The organism is Pedobacter sp. HDW13, from assembly GCF_011303555.1.
Classification (GTDB): Bacteria; Bacteroidota; Bacteroidia; order Sphingobacteriales; family Sphingobacteriaceae; genus Pedobacter.
The window spans coordinates 4,101,290-4,121,611 of record NZ_CP049868.1; the positions used below are offsets into that span (position 1 = coordinate 4,101,290).

19 protein-coding genes are annotated in these 20,322 nt (G+C 39.1%); 10 read left to right on the forward strand and 9 right to left on the reverse strand.

Annotated elements, in window-relative coordinates; all coding sequences use genetic code 11:
* The first annotated feature begins 4 nt into the window (after positions 1-4).
* The 6 genes from G7074_RS17270 to G7074_RS17295 all read left to right on the forward strand — a co-directional run bounded on the left by G7074_RS17270 (position 5) and on the right by G7074_RS17295 (position 8,144).
* A complete protein-coding gene (locus G7074_RS17270; protein WP_124560730.1) occupies positions 5-793 on the forward strand; it encodes a glycoside hydrolase family 16 protein in 789 nt (262 codons plus the stop codon).
* Positions 790-2,826, forward strand: coding sequence for a beta-N-acetylhexosaminidase (locus tag G7074_RS17275; protein WP_124560729.1), 2,037 nt, complete (start codon positions 790-792; stop codon positions 2,824-2,826). The genes G7074_RS17270 and G7074_RS17275 overlap by 4 nt, the downstream gene beginning before the upstream one ends.
* A gap of 79 nt (positions 2,827-2,905) precedes the next feature.
* Positions 2,906-5,140, forward strand: a complete 2,235-nt coding sequence (locus G7074_RS17280) for an alpha-L-fucosidase (protein ID WP_124560728.1) — start codon at positions 2,906-2,908, stop codon at positions 5,138-5,140.
* Between the two features lie 90 nt (positions 5,141-5,230).
* Positions 5,231-5,542, forward strand: a complete 312-nt coding sequence (locus tag G7074_RS17285) for a DUF3467 domain-containing protein (RefSeq protein WP_029279713.1) — start codon at positions 5,231-5,233, stop codon at positions 5,540-5,542.
* A gap of 76 nt (positions 5,543-5,618) precedes the next feature.
* Positions 5,619-6,842, forward strand: coding sequence for an OmpP1/FadL family transporter (locus tag G7074_RS17290; RefSeq protein WP_166210142.1), 1,224 nt, complete (start codon positions 5,619-5,621; stop codon positions 6,840-6,842).
* A 12-nt stretch (positions 6,843-6,854) separates the two neighbouring features.
* The gene (locus G7074_RS17295; protein WP_124560726.1) at positions 6,855-8,144 is read left to right on the forward strand and encodes an SGNH/GDSL hydrolase family protein; all 1,290 of its coding nucleotides are present in this window, start codon (positions 6,855-6,857) and stop codon (positions 8,142-8,144) included.
* A 55-nt stretch (positions 8,145-8,199) separates the two neighbouring features.
* Here the strand turns inward: G7074_RS17295 and miaA are convergent, their stop codons facing one another.
* The 4 genes from miaA to G7074_RS17315 form a co-directional block, all read right to left on the reverse strand.
* Positions 8,200-9,129: a tRNA (adenosine(37)-N6)-dimethylallyltransferase MiaA gene (gene miaA / locus G7074_RS17300; protein WP_124560725.1), complete on the reverse strand. Its 930-nt coding sequence runs from the start codon at positions 9,127-9,129 to the stop codon at positions 8,200-8,202.
* A 69-nt stretch (positions 9,130-9,198) separates the two neighbouring features.
* Positions 9,199-9,852 carry a hypothetical protein gene (locus G7074_RS17305; RefSeq protein ID WP_124560724.1) on the reverse strand — a complete coding sequence of 218 codons (654 nt, stop codon included), beginning with the start codon at positions 9,850-9,852 and terminating at the stop codon, positions 9,199-9,201.
* 102 nt (positions 9,853-9,954) lie between these two features.
* Positions 9,955-11,358 carry a CCA tRNA nucleotidyltransferase gene (locus tag G7074_RS17310; protein WP_124560723.1) on the reverse strand — a complete coding sequence of 468 codons (1,404 nt, stop codon included), beginning with the start codon at positions 11,356-11,358 and terminating at the stop codon, positions 9,955-9,957.
* Positions 11,359-11,463: 105 nt separating this feature from the next.
* A complete protein-coding gene (locus G7074_RS17315; RefSeq protein WP_124560722.1) occupies positions 11,464-12,030 on the reverse strand; it encodes an L-threonylcarbamoyladenylate synthase in 567 nt (188 codons plus the stop codon).
* A gap of 95 nt (positions 12,031-12,125) precedes the next feature.
* Here G7074_RS17315 and G7074_RS17320 point away from each other — a divergent pair, with 95 nt between their 5' ends.
* Both G7074_RS17320 and G7074_RS17325 read left to right on the forward strand, forming a co-directional pair.
* Entirely contained in the window at positions 12,126-12,887 is a 762-nt protein-coding gene (locus G7074_RS17320; protein ID WP_158674060.1) for a GLPGLI family protein, read from the forward strand.
* 136 nt (positions 12,888-13,023) lie between these two features.
* Positions 13,024-13,584: a DUF4136 domain-containing protein gene (locus G7074_RS17325; RefSeq protein WP_124560720.1), complete on the forward strand. Its 561-nt coding sequence runs from the start codon at positions 13,024-13,026 to the stop codon at positions 13,582-13,584.
* Positions 13,585-13,591: 7 nt separating this feature from the next.
* Here the strand turns inward: G7074_RS17325 and G7074_RS17330 are convergent, their stop codons facing one another.
* Positions 13,592-14,710, reverse strand: a complete 1,119-nt coding sequence (locus G7074_RS17330) for a glycosyltransferase family 1 protein (RefSeq protein ID WP_124560719.1) — start codon at positions 14,708-14,710, stop codon at positions 13,592-13,594.
* Between the two features lie 64 nt (positions 14,711-14,774).
* Complete coding sequence (locus G7074_RS17335) at positions 14,775-15,593, reverse strand: 2,3,4,5-tetrahydropyridine-2,6-dicarboxylate N-succinyltransferase (RefSeq protein WP_175635629.1); 819 nt, start codon at positions 15,591-15,593, stop codon at positions 14,775-14,777.
* Positions 15,594-15,786: 193 nt separating this feature from the next.
* Between G7074_RS17335 and G7074_RS17340 the strand changes: the two genes are divergently transcribed.
* Positions 15,787-16,185 (forward strand): RNA-binding S4 domain-containing protein, encoded by a 399-nt coding sequence (locus G7074_RS17340; protein WP_124560717.1) that lies wholly within the window; start codon positions 15,787-15,789, stop codon positions 16,183-16,185.
* Here G7074_RS17340 and G7074_RS17345 read toward each other — a convergent pair whose 3' ends face one another.
* The gene (locus G7074_RS17345) at positions 16,186-16,956 is read right to left on the reverse strand and encodes an EcsC family protein (protein WP_124560716.1); all 771 of its coding nucleotides are present in this window, start codon (positions 16,954-16,956) and stop codon (positions 16,186-16,188) included. It lies immediately after the preceding gene.
* A gap of 110 nt (positions 16,957-17,066) precedes the next feature.
* On the opposite strand from G7074_RS17345, the gene G7074_RS17350 reads away from it, so the two are divergent.
* Entirely contained in the window at positions 17,067-18,980 is a 1,914-nt protein-coding gene (locus G7074_RS17350; RefSeq protein WP_166210145.1) for a redoxin domain-containing protein, read from the forward strand.
* A 54-nt stretch (positions 18,981-19,034) separates the two neighbouring features.
* Here the strand turns inward: G7074_RS17350 and G7074_RS17355 are convergent, their stop codons facing one another.
* Complete coding sequence (locus tag G7074_RS17355; RefSeq protein WP_124560714.1) at positions 19,035-19,517, reverse strand: nucleoside deaminase; 483 nt, start codon at positions 19,515-19,517, stop codon at positions 19,035-19,037.
* Positions 19,518-19,586: 69 nt separating this feature from the next.
* Positions 19,587-20,186, reverse strand: coding sequence for an OmpH family outer membrane protein (locus tag G7074_RS17360; RefSeq protein ID WP_124560713.1), 600 nt, complete (start codon positions 20,184-20,186; stop codon positions 19,587-19,589).
* Positions 20,187-20,322 lie beyond the last annotated feature (136 nt).

A 20,322-nucleotide genomic window follows, 5' to 3' on the forward strand; every position in this document is an offset into this window, starting at 1 on the left:
GAATATGAAAAGATTTCAATGGTTAGCACTGCTTCTGGTTTTATTGTATTCATGTTCAGTTAATAAAGCTTATCATGGGCGGCCCTCATGGACTGAGGATTTTAATCAGAAAGGGACTTTTAATACCCAATATTGGTCTAAAATACCCCGTGGAGGTGCTGACTGGAATAGGCATATGAGCAATAACGATAGTTGTTATGCCTTGCGGAATGGTAAAATGATACTTCGCGGAATAAAAAATAATGATTTTTCGAAGGATACTTCCCGGTATTTAACAGGCGGCATTTATACTAAAGATAAGTTAGCCTTTGGTTTTGGCCGTTTAGAAATTAAGGCTAAACTAAATGGTGCTCAGGGCGCCTGGCCGGCATTCTGGATGCTCGCTGAAAACAGTAAGTGGCCTGATGGTGGTGAAATTGACATTATGGAACGGTTAAATTTCGATTCCATTGCCTACCAAACTATCCATACTTATTACACATTAACCCTTAAAATAAAAGATAAGCCAAAATCTGGTGGTATTGCAAAAATCAACCCTGCTGATTTTAATACTTATGCCGTAGAGAAACACCCGGATAGTTTGGTATTCTTTGTTAATAACAGGAAGGCATTTACTTACCCCAAAATAGCAACCACTTTACAAGGCCAGTTTCCCTTTAATGTAAAGCATTATTTGCTGCTCGATATGCAATTGGGCGGGAGCTGGGTAGGCAAAATAAAAGATGCCGATTTGCCTGTAGAAATGGAAATTGATTGGGTAAAGTTTTATCCGCTTAAAAACGATAACAAATGATGAAAAAACTCTTGCTTTGCGCGATAATAATTGGTTTGTATCTTAATTTAAGTGCACAAACCAAAAATGGCAATTGGATTAGCAACCATTCACTTCAGGCATTAAATTCTGCACCAGTGTCCCTTATTCCGTTTCCTCAAAAAGTGGCCTGGCAGCAGGGTAGGCTTAAGGTTAAACAAGTTGTTATTAATGCCAAAGGTGCTCCACTAGCTTTAGCAGCTTTAAAACGCTTATTTGCTGATAGTGGTATCATCATTGCGACCCCGGCAACTAAAAACAAAGTACTGGTAAATTTAAAAATTGCAAATCTACCAGATCTAAAAAAAGAAGGCTATCAGCTTTCCATTTCTAAAACTGGTATCAGCATTCAGGCAGCAGATGTTAACGGGGTATATTATGGCATTCAAACATTGAGACAGTTAATGCAGAAAGAAAAGGGATTAATAACTTTTCCTTTTTGTACCATTACAGATTGGCCGGCTTTTGCAGTGAGAGGATTTATGCACGATAATGGCCGGAATTTTCAAAGTATTTCGATGTTAAAAAAGCAACTGGAAATACTTTCACGTTATAAGTACAATACCTTTCAGTGGCATTTAACCGATAATCCGGCCTGGCGGGTAGAAAGTAAAATTTTTCCGCAACTTAACGAAGCTAGATTCAGGCTGGCTAACCGCGACCCGGATAGCAGTTACAGTTTTGCTGATATTAAAGAATTAATTCGATTTGCCAGGGAAAGGTTTATTACCATTATTCCAGAGTTAGATATGCCAGGCCATAGTGCCTACTTCCAGCGGGTTTTTGGTTTTAAGATGGAAAGCGAGCAGGGCATGCAGACTTTAGAAAAGCTTATAGATGAGTTTTGTAGAGAGATTCCTGCAGCCGATTGTCCGGTTATACACATAGGTTCAGACGAGGTTCATATTTCAAACCCAAAAGAATTTATTGGCAGGATGAGTAATAAGGTTTTGGCTAATGGGCGTAAAGTAATGGTCTGGAATCCAGGTTTGCCTCCTGCAACAGGAAGCATACAGCAACTTTGGAGTGAAGAAGCAACAGCTAAGGTGGAAAAAATTGACCAAAACCCCATCATCGACTCATACGGAGGGTATTTAAATTCTTATGATGCAATTACTTTAATTCAACGTTACTTTTTTCAACAGATTTGTAACCAACCACAAGGTGATAAAAATGCTTTGGGTGGTATTTTATGCTGCTGGCCAGATACCAGGGTTGCCGATAAAGAGAAAATTTTTCTGCACAATCCGGTTTGGCCGGGAGCACTGGCTTATAGCGAAGCCGTTTGGTGCGGCAGGGCAGCAGCCCAACCAGATTATCTGAATGTTTTGCCCTTAAAAAATACAGCAGCCAATCAGTATTTTGCCGAATTCGAAAAGCGTTTAACTGAACACCAAAGCCGTTTTTTTAAACAACTTGTATTTCCTTACTTCAATAGTTCACAAGCAGAATGGCAACTGAGTAAAGTTTACAAAAAAGATAAAGCTGATTTAACACCAATTGTTCAAAAAGCTGCCGGAACAGTAATCAGAATAAATCAAACATTAATGACCACACAAGCTATTGATAGTTTAACGCAGGTCGATTTTACATCGTTTATCTTTTGCAAAGCCGATAGCACCATAAACGCTTTAATTGGTTTCGAAACCCCAGCAAGGTCTAACAGGCAAAGTGCAGGCATACCTCAGAACGGAAAATGGGATGCCAATGGCGGCGAAGTTTATATTAACGATTTACAGTTAACCGGTCCGGTTTGGCTAAACCCAGGTGCAAATCAAAATCTTAAACCAACCTGGTTTACCTCAGCTAATGAAATACCTTATACCGATGAAGAATTTTTCTGGTCGCGTAAGCCAGCTCTTGTAAAGCTTAAAAAAGGCTGGAATAGCATATTGGTTAAAGTACCAAAACCCATTACCGGACAGAACTGGATGTTTGCTTTTATTCCTGTTAAACAAAGCAGTGGCAAATGGGTTAGCGATACAGCTATTAACTTGAAAGCAAGTGAAAAATGATAATATAGATTAATAAGCGGCTAACAAAGTTTATAAATTAACCTGAACCAAATAATAATTTTAAACACACAAATATTTAATGAAAAAAATATTGATTACATCGGCTTTTGTGGCTTCCTTTATTGGAAGTGCCATAGCGCAAAGCGATAATTTAAAACCACAAAACACTATTGCCATTACTTCTGGCGATAACAAAGCCTCTATTTTGGAAAAGGCAATACATGTGGTGCCTACACCAAACCAGTTAGGCGCTTTAAAAAACGAATTTATAGCTTTTATCCACTTCGGGCCTAACACCTTTACGAGAATGGAATGGGGGAATGGTAAAGAAGATCCCAAAATTTTTGACCTGAAAGAACTGCATACCGACCAGTGGTGCCAGGCTATGAAAGCCGCTGGTATGAAAATGGTATTGTTAACAGTGAAACACCATGACGGTTTTGTGCTGTGGCAGAGCCGCTACACTAAACATGGGATCATGTCGACAAATTTTGAAGATGGCAAGGGCGATATTTTAAAAAATCTTTCAGCCTCTTGCAAGAAATACGGATTAAAACTTGGTATTTATTTATCGCCTGCTGATTTATTTCAAATGGAAGATACTGAAGGTTTGTACGGCAACTTGAGCAAAATTACCAAACGTACCATTCCACGCGAAGTTGCCGGAAGGCCATTTGCTAACCAGACAAAATTTCAATTCGAAGTTGATGATTACAATGAATATTTTTTGAACCAGTTATTTGAAGTTTTAACTGAGTACGGGGCAATCGATGAAGTTTGGTTTGATGGCGCCCATCCTAAAACAAAAGGCGGGCAGCAATACAATTATCTGGCATGGAAAAAACTGATTCACACTTTGGCTCCGAAGGCTGTAATTTTTGGTCGCGAAGACATCCGCTGGTGCGGAAACGAAGCCGGAGCAACACGCAGTACAGAATGGAATGTTCTGCCTTATAGTGAAAACCCGGATACAGCAACACATTTTCCGGATCTTACTGATAAAGATCTGGGCAGTGATGAACAGCTTTACAAAGCCAAATACCTGCACTATCAGCAAGCAGAAACCAATACCTCCATCAGGGAAGGATGGTTTTATCGTGATGATGAAAAACAAAAAGTGCGCAGTGCAGATGATGTTTTTGATATTTATGAACGCTCGGTAGGCGGAAATTCGACCTTTTTACTCAATATACCACCAAACCGGGAGGGTAAATTTTCTGATGAAGATGCACAAGTGCTGAATGAAGTTGGTAAACGAATTAACGAAACTTATGGTAAAAACTTATTTGCTGGCGCGAAAGGAGCAAAGCAGGTATTGGATAACGATTTGAATACCTATGTTTTATTGAATAGCAAACAAAAAAGTATTGAAATTACCTCCATTAAACCAGTTAAATTAAACCGGATTGTATTACAAGAGAATATTGCCACCTACAGTGAACGCGTAGTGCAGCACCAGTTAGAAGCCTGGATAGGTAATAAGTGGCAAAAAATAGCTGAAGCTACAAATATCGGCTACAAACGTATTTTACGTTTTCCCGAAATTACTGCTTCAAAGTTTAGGTTAACAGTACTTTCATCAAGAGAAAATCCGTCGATAGCTACCATTTCGGCACATTATTATCGCACCCACCCACCACAATTGCAGTTTACCAGAGATATTAATGGTTTAACTACTATTGCGCCAAAAACACATGTATTTGGCTGGAAACCACACGGCGAAAATGCTACTGCCAATCTTAACCAGGGAGTAGGAATTTATTATACCACCAATGGTAGTGTACCCAGTGCAAGCGCTCTTAAATATACAGGGCCGGTGCAGATTGTTAAAGGTGAGGTAAAAGCGATAGCAATTATTAACAACGAAAAGGGGGCTTTGGCCACCGAAACTTTCGGCATAATTAAAAAGGGCTGGAAATTGTTAGGTGCCGACAGCGAAATAAATAAACGCACGGCAGGAATGGCCTTCGATGCCAATAAACAAAGTTACTGGTTATCTACCGCAAACGATACTGAGCATAAAATCGCACTGGATTTAGGCAATCACTACAATTTAACAGGATTTATCTACACACCAACCGCACAATTTTTAGATGGCATGATGGAGAAAGGTGTGATTCAAATAAGCAATGATGGCAAAAACTGGGAAGATGCAGAAGCTTTCGAATTTGGGAATTTAATTAACGATCCCACACCGAGGACACATTATTTTAAAAAATCAATTTCGGCTAAATATGTACAAGTAAAAGCTACACTAATTGCAGGTGGTAAAAAAGCACTGGCCATTGCAGAGCTAGATTTTTTGGAGAAATAGTTTTCAATCAGGGCTAGCCCTTAATTAATTTCGAACATTATATTTTAAATTCCGCTATTAAGCAGCGGAATTTTTTATTTTTGAGCTATTATGGAAGAACAACAAAACGAAAACCAGTTAAATATAGAGTTATCAGAAGAAATTGCTGAAGGGATTTTTTCAAACCTGGCTATTATCACTCATTCGAATACCGAATTTGTATTGGATTTTATTCGTGTAATGCCTGGTATACCAAAAGCAAAAGTTAAATCGAGGATTATTTTAACCCCTGAACATGCAAAGCGCTTATTGTCAGCACTTGAAGATAATATTCAGAAATTCGAAGCCGTAAACGGACGCATTAAAACCCAGGAAGAACCGCCATTTCCAATGGGCTTCGGAGGCCCCACCGCTCAGGCCTAAGTATATTAAGATTCTTACAAACAAATGTTTGTTTGCTATGTTAGCATAATATATATTTGTGCTACAACCATCTATAATGAAAAAAATCTTATTGAGCGTATTACTTTCTGCCCCACTATGGGTTTTGGGGCAGGGCTTTCAGGTTAATTTACAAGGACAGAAACAAATTGGTATGGCGGGTGCAGGTTCTGCACTGGCTTTAGATGAAGCTTCTGTTTTTTATAATCCTGGTGCAGTAACTTTCTTAGAGAAAAACTCAGTTTCAGCAGGCGTAAACCCACTATTGTTTAAATCGGCATTTAAGCAAGCCGGTTCAAATATTACAGAAAATGTAAAGAACAAAATTGCACCACCATTTGAATTTTATGCTGTTTGGGGGCCAAAATCTAACAAGTGGAAACTGGGCTTGGGGGTTTATACTCCTTTCGGCGGTTTGGTAGATTGGGGCGACAACTGGTCGGGCAAATATGCCTTAACCTCTTTAAACTTAAAAGCCATTTATTTTCAGCCTACGCTGAGTATTAAAATAACCGATCGTATTGGTATTGGTGCCGGCTTCGTGTATAACCATGGCGATGTAAATCTGCAACGCGCACTTCCTGTTAATTTTCCTGATGGCCGTTCCGGACATGCTACTTTAGAGGGTACCGGAAAAGGTTATGGCTGGAATGCTGGTTTATACATTAAAACACTAAGCAACATCTCGTTTGCCTTAGTACACAAATCAAAAGTAATTACGAAACTTGATGGTGGATCAGCCGAATTCGATGTTCCAAATTCATTAAGAAGTTCTTTCCCGGCAGGTAATACTTTTACTGCCGAATTGCCTCTACCGGCAACCACAAGTTTAGGAGTAGGTATTCCGCTATCTAAAAGCACCACTTTGGCTTTTGATGCCAGTTGGGTACAGTGGCATATTTATCAGGATTTATCATTTGATTATGCTACCAATACGCCGGCATTGGCTGATACCAAATCTGCGCGCAATTATCGTGACGGTTCTTCGTTTAAACTGGGAGTCAATCACCAGGCTTCAGAAAAACTGGCGTTAAGGGCAGGTGTGGGGTATGCTTTCTCTCCTGTTCAGGATGGTTATGTCACACCCGAAGCACCAGATGCCGACCGTTATATTTTAAGTGCAGGTGTAGGTTACACGCCTACCAGTCATTTCGAGGTAAATGCTTCATTTTTCTTCGAAGATGTGAAATCGCGTAAGCAGAAGAACATTGAAACTGGTTTAGACGGTACATTTAAAACTTTGGTTTATGCACCAGGTATTTCATTAACTTATAAATGGTAGGAGAGATTATAAATGAAAAGATATATATTAAATAGTTTCATTGCCGCTGCCATTCTTTTTACAGCAGCTTGCAAACCCGAAATAGAAACACCTGCAGGCTCAACAGCAGGTCAGGCTAATTTTAGCAAATACATTGCGGTTGGCAACTCATTAACTTCAGGCTATGCTGATGGTGGATTATACCTAGAAGGGCAAAAAGTAGCGTATCCGAACTTAATTGCAGCTAAAATGGCTACTATTGGCGGTGGTGCTTTTACTTCACCGTTTTTCACTGATGAGCATTCAAACGGTTCAGGATATATTGCTTTAACAGCGTTGGTAAATGGTACGCCAACATTAACGCCAGTTATAGAGAAGTTGGCTTACAGAGACGCTGCAAAACATTTAGATAAATACAGTGGTGAAATCCAAAATCTGGGTATTCCAGGTATGCGCGTCGATTTATCTTTCGATCCGACCTTAACCTTTAGTGCCGCTAATCCTTATTTTGAGCGTTTGTTGGCAGATGCGCAGGTAGGAAAAACCAATTATTTCCAGTTTATTCAGGGCAGAAACCATACCTTTTTCTCGCTTTGGTTAGGTAATAATGATGTATTGGGTTATGCTTTAAATGGTGCAGTTACTGTTTCTACCGATCCGACTACAGCTTTAACTGATAAGGTTACCTTTTCTTCATTGTATGCCAATTTGTTAAATGTATTAACTGCCGGCGGTCAAAAAGGTATCGTAGCTACCATTCCGGATGTAACAGCTATTCCTTATTTTAATACCGTAACGGTACCCGCTTTACTTGCCGCGGCAAAAGCTATTAACCCTGCGGCAACAGCAGTATATATCCAAACGGGTACTGGTACGGTTAGGGCAGCAACTGCCGAAGATTTAATCCGTTTGCCGTTTCAATCTGCTGGTTTATTCGGCCAGGGTACAATTCCTTATGGCTTACATCCTTTAAATCCAATTGCCAATAACTGGGTATTGGATAAAGACGAAGTAGTTAAAGTTAAAGATTATGTAAATAGTTACAATGGCAGTATTAAATCTTTAGCTACTAGCAAAGGTTTAGCGATTGCCGATACCTATGATTATTTTAATCAGGTTAAAACAGGTATGAATATTCAGGGGGTTGGCATTAATTCAGCATTTATTACTGGTGGTGCCTTTTCTTTAGATGGTATCCATTTAACGCCACGCGGAAATGCTGTAATTGCCAATGTATTTATTGAGGCTATTAATGCCAAATATGGTTCTACTGTGCCAACGGTTGATATTACACAGTATAGAGGAGTGAAGTTCCCGAATTAATTCAAGTCAATTACTTCAATAAAAAAAGGTTCTGAATTTTTCAGAACCTTTTTTGCTACTTCAGTTTTTCGTTTATCAATTTAATTATTTTCTCCTTTTCGTCAGGCTCAAACCAATTAATTTCCTCGTCTCTTCTAAACCAGGTAAGCTGGCGTTTGGCAAAACGGCGGGTATTCTGTTTAATGGCTGCTATGGCTTCTTCTAAAGAAATAGTTCCATCTAAATAGTCGAAAATTTCGCTGTAGCCAACTGTGTTGAGGGCATTGTACTTCCTGAAATCAACCAACCCCTTCACTTCGTTTAAAAGGCCAGTATCCATCATTTGGTCAACCCTTCTGTTAATCCTGTCGTATAAGACAGCCCGGTCAGTATTTAAGCCTATTTTGATGATATTAAATGACCGTTCCTTTTTGGTAGCCGAGAGCATGGAGGAAAGTTTTTGTCCGGTTGATAAAAAGACTTCCAGCCCTCTGATCATCCGCTGCGGGTTTTGCTGGTCTACCTTTGCAAAATACTCGGGATCTGCTGCTGCCAACTGTTCCTGGATGGCAGTAATGCCTTCCGTTTCAAATTGTTGATTTAGCTTTTCTCTGATGGTTAGATCAATATCAGGCATTTCATCCAAACCATTAATCAAGGCATTGATATAAAGCCCCGAGCCACCTACCATGATGGCTATATCGTGTTTTTCAAAAATCTGATCGAGCACTTTTAAACCTTCCACTTCAAAATCGCCCGTGCTGAACAATTGTGCTACTGAGTGCGAGTTTATAAAATGGTGCTTAGCTGCTGCCAGTTCCCCTGCATCGGGCTTGGCTGTACCAATCTCCATTTCCTTAAAAAACTGGCGCGAATCAGCAGAAATAATTTCAGTGCCAAAATGCTGTGCCAGCTGAATAGCCAGAGCAGTTTTACCAATTGCGGTAGGCCCCACTATGGAGATTAAGGTTTTTGTTTTTTTATCAGTGCTACTTGTAGTGAGCATAACGTTTTTAAATGAAAAAGTCAGATGTTATACACCTGACTTGATATAATTTAGATTTTATTGAGCAGATTAATAGTCATCTTTGTGACTGTCATCTTCATAGCTGTCATTATCAGAAAACTCGTCGCCGAACTCATCTTCTTCACTCTCTTCATCCTCATCACGTTCTTCTTCATTAATTCCCATGTCGCCCATAGCTTCTAATTCATCAGTATCTTCGGGTACAAAATTCATCTCATTTAAGAAATCGAATTCACCTGCAGCGGCACCAGCGGCAGCCAAACCAGGATCGGTAACAGGCGCATTACTGCTTTCGAAAATTTTAGGTGCTTCGCCACTGCTTTTAGCTAAAAATGGATATTCGATATTCGGATCAGCATCTAATATAATTTTAACCAGTTCCACGTGGAAATCGTAAGGACGGTCGAAATTATAGATGTAATAAAATTTCTGGTGTGGATCTTCAATAAAACCGCTTAATTTCGAATTTCCCATTAAAACTACACGATCTTTTTTACGCTCGCTCGGTAAATAAGCGATTTCATCACCTTTTAACCAGTTATCAGTACTTACATAAAAAGACGAAGATTTTTCTGCATTATAACCTGTTGATCTGTGGATAGCCTTGTGCAGATCTTCAAATGTCTGATTTGATTTAATGTCGATCTCTCTCACAACATCATCATAATCTTCGAAAGTAATTCTAAATTTATAAATAGCCATTATTGTATTTTGGAACCGTAAAAATAAAGTTAATTTGCATTATCGCAAAACATCAGACGTCACAAAACAAAGAAGAAAGAGACGTATTAAGCAATTAAATGATTATTTAACAGGATTTAATCCCATTTGTTTTGCCTGATCGAGCATAAAATTAAACGCTTCGTTGTAATCATTTGTGATATCGCCTTCTAATATGGCTTCGCGGATCGCATTTTTGATTAATCCCACTTCTTTTCCGGCACTTAACCCAAAAGTCTCCATAATATCGTTGCCCGAAATGGGAGGCTGCCAGTTTCTGATTTTATCGCGTTCTTCTACATCTTTGAGTTTCTGTTTAACCAGTTCAAAGTTGTTTCGGTATTTGGTTTTTTTGTACTCGTTTTTGGTGGTGACATCGGCATTGCACAAGAGCATCAGGCTTTCTATTTCTTCTCCGGCATCAAAAAGCAGTCTTCTCACCGCCGAATCGGTAACGGTTTCCTGAGCCAGTACAATGGGCCGTAAATGCAGCTGAACGAGTTTCTGCACATACTTCATCTTCTCGTTTAAAGGCAGTTTTAACTGTGCAAAAATTTTAGGGACCATGCGTGCCCCTCTGTCTTCGTGGCCATGGAATGTCCAGCCATGGCCTTCTTCAAAACGTTTGGTGGCTGGTTTGGCAATATCGTGTAAAATAGCCGCCCAGCGTAGCCACAGGTCGTCGGTATCGGCACAAATGTTATCCAATACCTCTAAAGTATGGTAAAAATTATCTTTATGTCCTTTGCCCTTTATAATTTCTACCCCATAAAGCTGTGCCATTTGAGGGAAAATGATGTGGAGTAGACCGGTATCAAAAAGGTGCTTAAAACCAATAGAAGGTTTGGGCGACAAAATGATTTTATTCATTTCGTCGGTTATCCTTTCTTTAGATACAATACCAATGCGTTGTTTCTGGGTTTTAATCGCATTTAAGGCCGCCTCGTCTATACTAAAATTGAGTTGTGTAGCAAAACGGATGGCCCGCATCATGCGCAGGGGATCATCTGAAAAAGTAATTTCCGGATCGAGTGGAGTACGGATCAGTTTATTTTCCAGATCTTCCATGCCGTTAAATGGATCGAGCAATTCGCCAAAATTACCGGCATTCAGGTTAATGGCCAGGGCATTGATGGTAAAATCGCGGCGTAACTGATCATCAGATAAAGTACCATCTTCAACAATGGGCTTGCGAGAATCAGACCGGTATGATTCCTTTCTGGCACCCACAAATTCTACTTCTAGATCCTGATATTTAATATTGGCTGTACCAAAGTTTTTAAAGACGGCAACTTTTGTATTTAATTTTCTGCCAACAGCCTCGGCATATTCAATACCACTGCCTACTACCACCACATCAATGTCTTTCGATGGACGGTTTAAAAATATATCACGAACAAAACCGCCGATAACATAAGCTTCGGTATTGTGCTTATCGGCTATTGATGATAAGGTTTTAAAAATCGGGTTTTGTAGGTGTTGCTGCATGCAGTTGATAATAGTTATCAACCCAAGACCCGAAAAATTAAAAAGGCATATAGCCGGTACTTTCGGACATGAGTATGATGGTAATGAATTACAAAAGTAGTAAAATTACTTTCTAATAAATTCAAACTGTCCGGATGGACCAAGTTTAATAATGGTTGATGGTTTTTTATTGTTCCGGTTTTCCTGTTCAAAATCTACCACATAATCAACTGCCTCCAGTATCTCGGGTGCCATGTCATCAAAGAATTTGGGTGAGGGCTGACCACTTAAATTGGCTGAAGTAGAAACAATAGGCTTTCTGAAACGCTGGATCAGTGGGGTGCAGAAATCGTGTTTTACAATCCTGATGCCTACACTTCCATCTGCATTGATTACGTTTGGAGCCAGGTTTTTAGCTCCCGAAAAAATCACGGTCAAAGGGTTTTCTGCATATTCGATCAGATCGTAAGCCACATCGGGTATTTCGGTAACATAGCTTTGCAGTTTGCTATCCACATCCAATAATACAATCAAGCTTTTTTCGGCCGGTCGGTTTTTGATTTTCAATATTTTATCAACCGCTTCAGGGTTGCTGGCATCGCAGCCTAATCCCCAAATGGTATCGGTTGGATACAGGATAACCCCGCCTGATTTCAAAACTTCTAAAGCCTTATTAATTTCGTCTCTAAGCATGCCGCAAAGGTATTTATAAATAGGAAGTTAAATTATGTTAATGTTTATTTTTTTTAATTCCGTAATATTTAGTTTTACAAAAAATGCAGAATAAGATGAAAAAGTTATACGCGTTAATTCTTTTTTGTGCATGTGCTAACCTGCTCTTTGCACAACAGAAAGTTATTTTTCACTACAAATTTATCCATAATGTTAAAGGCAGAGCCGGGGGAGGTTTACTGGATCAGTTTTATCAGAACGGCCAATCTTTAGAACTCCCGAAAGCCGACCAGGTTTTTAAAGGTGATACGATTAACGAAGGACCAAATAAGACTATAAAAGTATATTTAAAGGGAGATAACAAACGCCCGCCATTTATTTTAAAAACACCAGCAAGTAAAAGCCTTGTTTACGCCGAGGGAATTTGGATAAACCCTACTGTACTGGTTGTTGACACCTTGAATAATTTCAAATGGAGAATTGCTAAGGAGACTAAAAATATAGGCGATGTAACTTGCACAAAGGCTGAGACTTATTTTAGAGGGCGTAATTATGTGGCCTGGTTTAAAAAAGACGATGATTTTCGTACAGGTCCGTGGAAATTTGGTGGTTTGCCGGGCATTATATATGAGGTAAGCGATGCTGAAGGAATATTTAATTATGTTTTAGAAAGTTTTGAGCTCGTGGATCAATTTCCGGTAGAATTGAAGTTGCCCGAAGCTTATAAAGATGATATCATGATTACGCATAGTGATTTTATTAATAAATGGAAAACCATAAAGCAGGAAGCAGAAAAGGACAACGATAAAGTAGAGCATACCTTTACAGGCTCGACAAGGCAAATTAACTTTGTTGCTCCATTGCAAGAGTTATATTGATTTTGTAGATATTCTCCTACGTATTTTCGCGATATCCTATAGAAATCAAATGGATTTGTAAAATTTATATCAACCGTAACCTTTTCATTTTAAAATTGTTATATTTATTACAGGTTATTTACATAAAAAACGCACGATGAAAACAATTCACAAATTATTAATGCTACTTACAGTTGTATTGGCATTAGCCGGATGTAGCACACTCCGCACCGCATCCGATTACGATAAAAACGTAGATTTAAACAGTTACAAAACTTATAACTTTTACGATAAAGGTATTGCAAGGGTTAAATTGAATAACCTAGACAAACGCCGTTTAATGGCTGCTGTTGAAGCTGAAATGAATACCAAAGGATTTACTAAAGCGGATAAACCCGATTTGTTGGTAAACCTGGTAGTGGTTGCCAGAGAAAAAACTGATGTTTACGGTCCTGCCTACTATGGTGGATGGGGTTGGGGCGGCGGCTGGGGCTGGCGCGGAGGTTGGGGTGGCTGGGGCGGCCCAAGCTACGTAAACCAATACATTGAAGGAACCATTATTATCGATTTCTTGGATCCTTCTAAAAAGATTTTATTCTGGCACGGACAGGGTAGCGGTTTTAACTTAGATAACTTTAGCAAACGCGAACAACGCCTTTATACTGGTGTTAAAGAAATATTGGCACAATATCCACCAAATGTGGTAGCTTCAAGATAAGCTTTAATTATTGGCTAAGCATATTTAGATAGCAATCCATTAATTGCTGAGTAACTACAGGGCTGTTGAATTTTTGAACAAATTCCAGCCCTTTTTCTTTCATTTCTTTTTGCAGCTTCGGCGATTCGATGATGCTGTTGATGGCTTTTGCCAAAGCACCTGCATCGTTAGGCGAAACATACAGGCTGTTAGGACCGCCAGCTTCCTCTAAACATGAACCTGTTGCTGCTACAACGGGTACTGCCGAATACAAAGCTTCAATAATGGGGATACCAAAACCTTCGTAAAACGAGGGGTAAGCAAAAACGTCAGCCATTTGGTATATGCCAGGTAAATCGGCAAAGGGAATGTTTTGTAAAAATACAATCCTGTTTTTTAAACCAAGCTGCTCAATCTCTTGCTCAACCGTTTTGAAATAGGGGGTGCGCTTGCCAATTACGACCAGTTTATAAGCTTCGTCTACCTCTTTTAAAGCCTGTACCATTAGCTTTAGGTTTTTGCGTGCTTCGATGGTGCCTACACTGAGGATAAACTTTTCAGGTAGTTTGTACGTGGCTCTAATGCGGCTTAGGTTTTCTTTTGCAAAAGGGTTTTTGAAACTTTCATCACAGCTTTGATAAATCACTGAAATTTTAGCGGGATCAATACCGTACAAATCAACAATATCTGCTTTTGTTTTTTCGCTGATGGCGATAATCCGGTCGGTACGTTCGCAGGCCGATCTGCTTTTCCATTCGTAAAGCTTCCGGTCTATAAATTTATAATACTGCGGAAAGCGCAAAAATATTAAATCGTGTATGGTAACAACCGATTTAATGTGGGTATGCTGTATGGCTAAAGGAATTTCGTGGCTTAAACCATGAAAAATCTGAATGCCATCCTGGTTAAGGTCTTTAAGAATATTTAAGCTCCGCCATAAAAACGGCCCTGTTTTAGGGAGTTTTAATTCGATGTTAGGTTGCTCAAAAAAAGCATCAACCTGTTTAGCAGCTTTAACTTTAGGTGTATAAACCAAATACTGGTTTGCCGGAAACTGATGTGCCAGCTGCTCGATTAGCGAACGGCTATAATTGCCAAGTCCGGTTAAATTATTGGCTGCGCGTTTACCGTCAAATCCGATTTTCATTATTGTAAAGTTGTAAGTTGGAATGTTGCAACGTTTTGAACATTCCAACTTTTCAACAATTTTTTTATACGGCTACATTATTTTCTCTCAACGCATCGTTAAGCGAAGTTTTCTTATCTGTACTTTCTTTACGTTTACCGATAATTAAAGCACAAGGCACCTGGAATTCGCCAGCAGGGAATTTTTTGGTATAGCTACCTGGAATTACTACCGAACGGGCTGGTACAATACCTTTGTATTCAACAGGAGTTGGGCCAGTAACATCAATAATTTTAGTCGATGCAGTTAAAACCACATTAGCACCTAATACAGCTTCTCTTTCTACTTTAACACCTTCTACAACAATTGCTCTTGAACCTAAGAAAGCATCATCTTCGATAATTACCGGAGCAGCCTGAACTGGCTCTAATACACCACCAATGCCCACACCACCACTTAAGTGAACGCGTTTACCAATTTGTGCACATGAACCTACAGTAGCCCAGGTATCAACCATAGTACCTTCATCTACATAAGCGCCAATGTTAACGTAAGATGGCATCATGATTACACCTTTTGCTAAAAACGAACCGTAACGTGCGCTGGCCATAGGTACAACACGTACACCAGTTGTTTTATAATCGGTTTTTAAATCCATTTTATCGTGGTAAACAAATGGGCCGTTTTTAATTTCTTTCATCTCGCGAATCGGGAAATATAAAATTACCGCTTTCTTTACCCACTCATTAATGCCCCAGGAGTTTAAAACCGGTTCAGCAACGCGGATTTCGCCCTTATCTAAGCCCATAATTACGGCTTCGATGGCTTCGCAATAGTTGCTGTATTTTAAAAGGGTTCTGTCCTCCCAAGCGGCTTCAATTAATTTCTTTAAATCTGAATACATGATGTTTTTAAATTTTACGCAAAATAAATCAATTTTTACTTATTAAAGGGCTAATTGTTTAAATTGTTTTGTTCTTGGGTTAATTGGGTGCAGGTGGTTACTGTTGAGTGACGCTCGATACAATTAACCGATTAACCAGTTTCTACAATTAACCAACATAGCAATTAACCTAATTACGTACTTTTGTACCTTTATGTCAGAAACAGAAAAACTAAGAATCGATAAATATTTGTGGGCCATCAGGTTGTTTAAAACCCGGAGTTTGGCTACTGATGCCTGTAAGGCGGGCAGGGTAAAGCTTAACGGCCAGAATATTAAAGCATCGGCCATTGTAAAAATCGGCGATGTTTATCAGGTATCGAAGGGAATTGAAAAGAAAGTTATCGAAGTAGTAGAATTTTCTTACAACAGAACAGATTCGCCAACGGCATTAACCAAGTATAAAGATTTAACGCCCGTTGAAGAAACCCATGCTTTTAAATCAGCTTTCCATGCGCCAACGCTAAAACGCGACAGGGGAACCGGCCGCCCAACCAAAAAAGACAGACGGGAAACCGACGATTTATTAGGTGGGATATTTGAAGAAGAGTAGTTAGTTTCCGGTTTTAAGTTTCGGGTTTTCTTCTTGCGTACTGGTAACTGCATACTGAAAACTGAAATGCCTCATCCGGTAACTCATCATAGCCGTTTTGCCCAGTTTTTCAATCAGTTTATAATTGGCTACAGCGCCAACTGCAGCACCTACAAAGGGAAGCATTTGGGCCAGTTTAGCCAGATCAATATAATCACGGTATTGTTGTTGAAAGGTTAGCCAGTCAAATTCATCAATATTAGTAGGCAGTTTGTGCGCCTTATTATCCCAATCCTGCATTTTAATAAAAACCTGCTGACTTTCTCCTTTACTCGAAAAAGCAAGTTGAAAAATGTGCAAGATGTACAAGCGCTCGCGATAATCTTTTACGTCGTAGCCATAAATTGCGGCGATATCGAAAAGCATTTTCATTTTGATTCCGAGTAACAAGGGGAAATCGGCTAAACTCATTAAAAAACCACCTGCGCCGGTAATGCCGCCTTCTGCTGCCCCTGTATTTTTGTAATTTTCGATCTTTTGTTTAATCAGGGCCTCGCGGTGCATCAGTGTTAAATCGGTAACAGGCTTCGAAGTTGTAAAAGTAGAACCAAAAAGAACCGTTTTAACCATTTGTTTAATGGCTGCAGTAATGGCCTGATGCACTTTATCCGGAATAACGCTGTTAATTTTCTTTTGAACCTTATCGGTTACCTTACTCAAAAGTGATGGCTTCTGCAAGATTTTAAACTTCCAGAACTCCAGTTCGCTCGTTATTTTTTGCTCGTAGGTCATGTAAAATATACTGCAATAATTATTCCTTAAAATTTAACAAAATTTAATGATAATAAAACAATAGAAAACGATATATTTAGTTATCTGAAACAATATCTAAACCTTTCATTATGAAAACATTGAAAATCTTGTCTTTGCTCGTGCTTGCAGCAGGGGCAGCGCAGGCACAAGGTGTAAAATTTGCGGTTAATCAACCCGCTGCAGGTAGCAAAGTTAAGTTTACCTATACGCCAAAAGGAACCAATCTCGAAAACCTGGCCGATGTAAAATGTACCAGCTATACTTTCTTCTCGGGTACAAACCCAAAGAATGCCAAAGTTGAGCTGGTAAAAGATGGCGAAATTTATAAAGGAGAAATTTCTACACCTGATAGTGCAACCGTTGTAGGACTTGCCTTTTCAGTTGGCGATCAAAAAGATGAAGCGCCTGCTGGTTATGTTTTGGAACTCACAAAAGGAGGAAAAGTAGCGCCTGAGGCCTACCTTAACGAAGCTTTTCTCTATGGTTTAGCCGGTAATTATTACCTGGGGCTTACGCTCGATCCTGAAAAAGCTGAGGGACTTTATAAACAAGCTTTTACATTAAAGCCTGAACTTAAAAAGAAAAATTTATATGCTTATCTGTCTCTCGCATATAAAGCTGATAAAGAAAAAGGCGGCAAAATGATTAACGAAAACATTCAGCAGCTGGCTAAAATAAAAGACCCCCAGGAGGAAGACCTGACAACCACCTTAAACCTGTATAATTTGTTAAAGCAAAAGCCGCAGGTTGATTCGGTTAAAGCCATTTTGCTTAAAAAATATCCGAAAGGTAATTATGCTTACGGGCAAGATATGAATGCAATTTATGGAACCAAAGATTTTGCTGAGCAAGAGAAAAAGGCTTTGGATATGATTGCGAAATATCAATACGATCCAGCTAAAAAAGCTGATGAATCGAAATTAAACTCTGTTTACAATATTTTGGCTGGTTCGAGTATCAGAGCTAAAGCTTTAGATAAGTTTGAGTTGTACAGTAGCAAGGTAACCAATAAGCAGAGCAAAGCTGGTTTGTACAATAATTTTGCCTGGCCGTCGGCCGAGAAAAAAGAGAACTTGGAACTGGCGACAAAACTTTCTAAGCAATCGCTCGATTTGATAGAAGCGGCCAAAAAAGATGAAGTTCCGGCTTATTTCTCTTCAAAAGATGAATATATAAAATCGCTGGATCGGGCTTATGCCATGTATGCCGATACCTATGCGCTATTGCTGCATCATCAGGGTAATAATAAAGAAGCTTTGGCTTATCAGGAAAAAGCCAAAGCCTTTAATGATGCCAGTGGAAACGAACGGTACATCATGTATTTAAATTTAACAGGTAATAAAGATAAAGCCTATACTGAAGCCGAAAAGATCATAAAAGAAGGGAAAGCTACCGACTCTTTGAAAGCAACCTTCAAAACACTTTACATCACTTTAAAAAAGGAAGGTTCTTATGAAACCTATATTGCCAACTTGGAAAAAGCAGCTATTGAGAAAGAAAGGGCAGAATGGACGAAGAAAATGATCAATATCCCTGCCCCGGCTTTTTCATTAACCAATTTAAAAGGCGAAACGGTTAGTTTAGCCAATTTAAAAGGCAAAATTGTAATATTAGATTATTGGGCTACCTGGTGTGGTCCGTGTGTAGCCTCTTTTCCGGGGATGCAAAAAGCAATGGCTAAATATTCGGCCAACCCTAATGTGGTTTTCTTGTTCGTAAATACCTGGCAAACAGAAGATAATCGCGAAAAACTAGTGACAGATTTCATTGCTGAAAAGAAATACAATTTTAATGTGCTTTACGATACCAAGAATGCGAAAGATCCTTCGAAATTTGATGTAGTAAGTGCTTATAAAGTGGATGGAATTCCGACAAAATTTATAATAGATGCAGATGGAAATATCAGGTTTAAAGCGGTAGGCTTTTCTGGTTCGGATGATGGTGTAGTTAAAGAAATAGATGCGATGGTTGGATTATTGGCTTCGAAAGAATCGAGCAAATAATAAGGAATTAAAAATTAAACGGGGCTGGTTATTCTTGCAATACAGCCCCGTTTTTTAATAAGTTATCCGCAAAGGCGAGGTTTCCCAAAGCTTAAAAGCTTCCAGGGCCTCATCGCGCATCAGTTGTACCACGGGTAAAGTTCTTTTATCCATGGGTTTTTCCAGTTCATCGTAAATAAACTTATCACTGAAACCAATGTTTTCTGCATCGGTTTTGGTATTGGCGTAATAAATGGTTTCGATTCGAGCCCAGTAAATGGCGCCTAAACACATGGGGCAGGGCTCGCAGCTGGTATATACCACACAACCACTCAAATCAAAAGTGCCCAGTACTTCGCAAGCTAGTCGAATGGCCGATACTTCAGCGTGGGCAGTAGGATCGTTAGTTGAGGTTACTTTATTGGCCGATCCGGCAATAAATTTGCCATCCTTTACAATCACCGCACCGAAAGGGCCACCTATATGCTGGCTTACATTTTTTACCGATAGCGCTATGGCCATCTGCATAAATTCTTCGTGTTGTTTGTTGTTTTCCATCGTTAAATTATTGCACAAAAAAAATGCCCCGATTTTATCCAGGGCATTCTAATTAAATATTTTTACAACTTATTTTTTGCTGTATTCAGCATTTAAGCCTTTAATTACTTCCGATGTTACATCTAAGCTTTCGTCTGCAAATAAAATAGCGCTGTTACCTTTTGAGTAAGTTAAAACCATTTTAAAGCCTTTTTCTTTGGCATAAACTTTTAGGTAAGCTGCAACTTTATCATAAAGCTTCTCGTTTTCAACAGCTTGCTCGTTTTGTAAAGCGCCACCTGCATTTTGCTGGTAGGTTTGAAGCTCCTGTTGTTTACGAGCCAAACGTTCTTCAGTCGATTTACGTTGATCGGCTGATAGAGTTTGTGCTGATTGCTGATACTGGGCCACTTCACGTTGAAAAGCCTGTCCTTTAGCCTGCATATCAGACTGTGCATTTTTGGTTTTACCCTCAAATTTCACCTTAAGATCTTTGAAATATTCGTATTTTGTTAACAAAGAATCAGAGTTAACATATACAATTTTCTCACTTGCAGAAACTGCTGCAGTAGGGCTATCTGTTTTTTTTGTTTCAGTAGTTTTAGCTTCTTTGTTCTGGCAGGCTGTGAAAGTTGTAATCAAAGCAGCTGTCGCAAATAAACCAAAGGTTTTGAAGGTTCTTCTTTCCATTATTGTTTAATAAATTTTAGCAAACTTATATAAATTAGTTTTGATATGCAATTTAAGAATTACACTGTACTGACTTAAAACGCCAGGCTTTACAAATTATTTGAAAAGCAATAACAGTTTTTCATTTTAAAGCTTC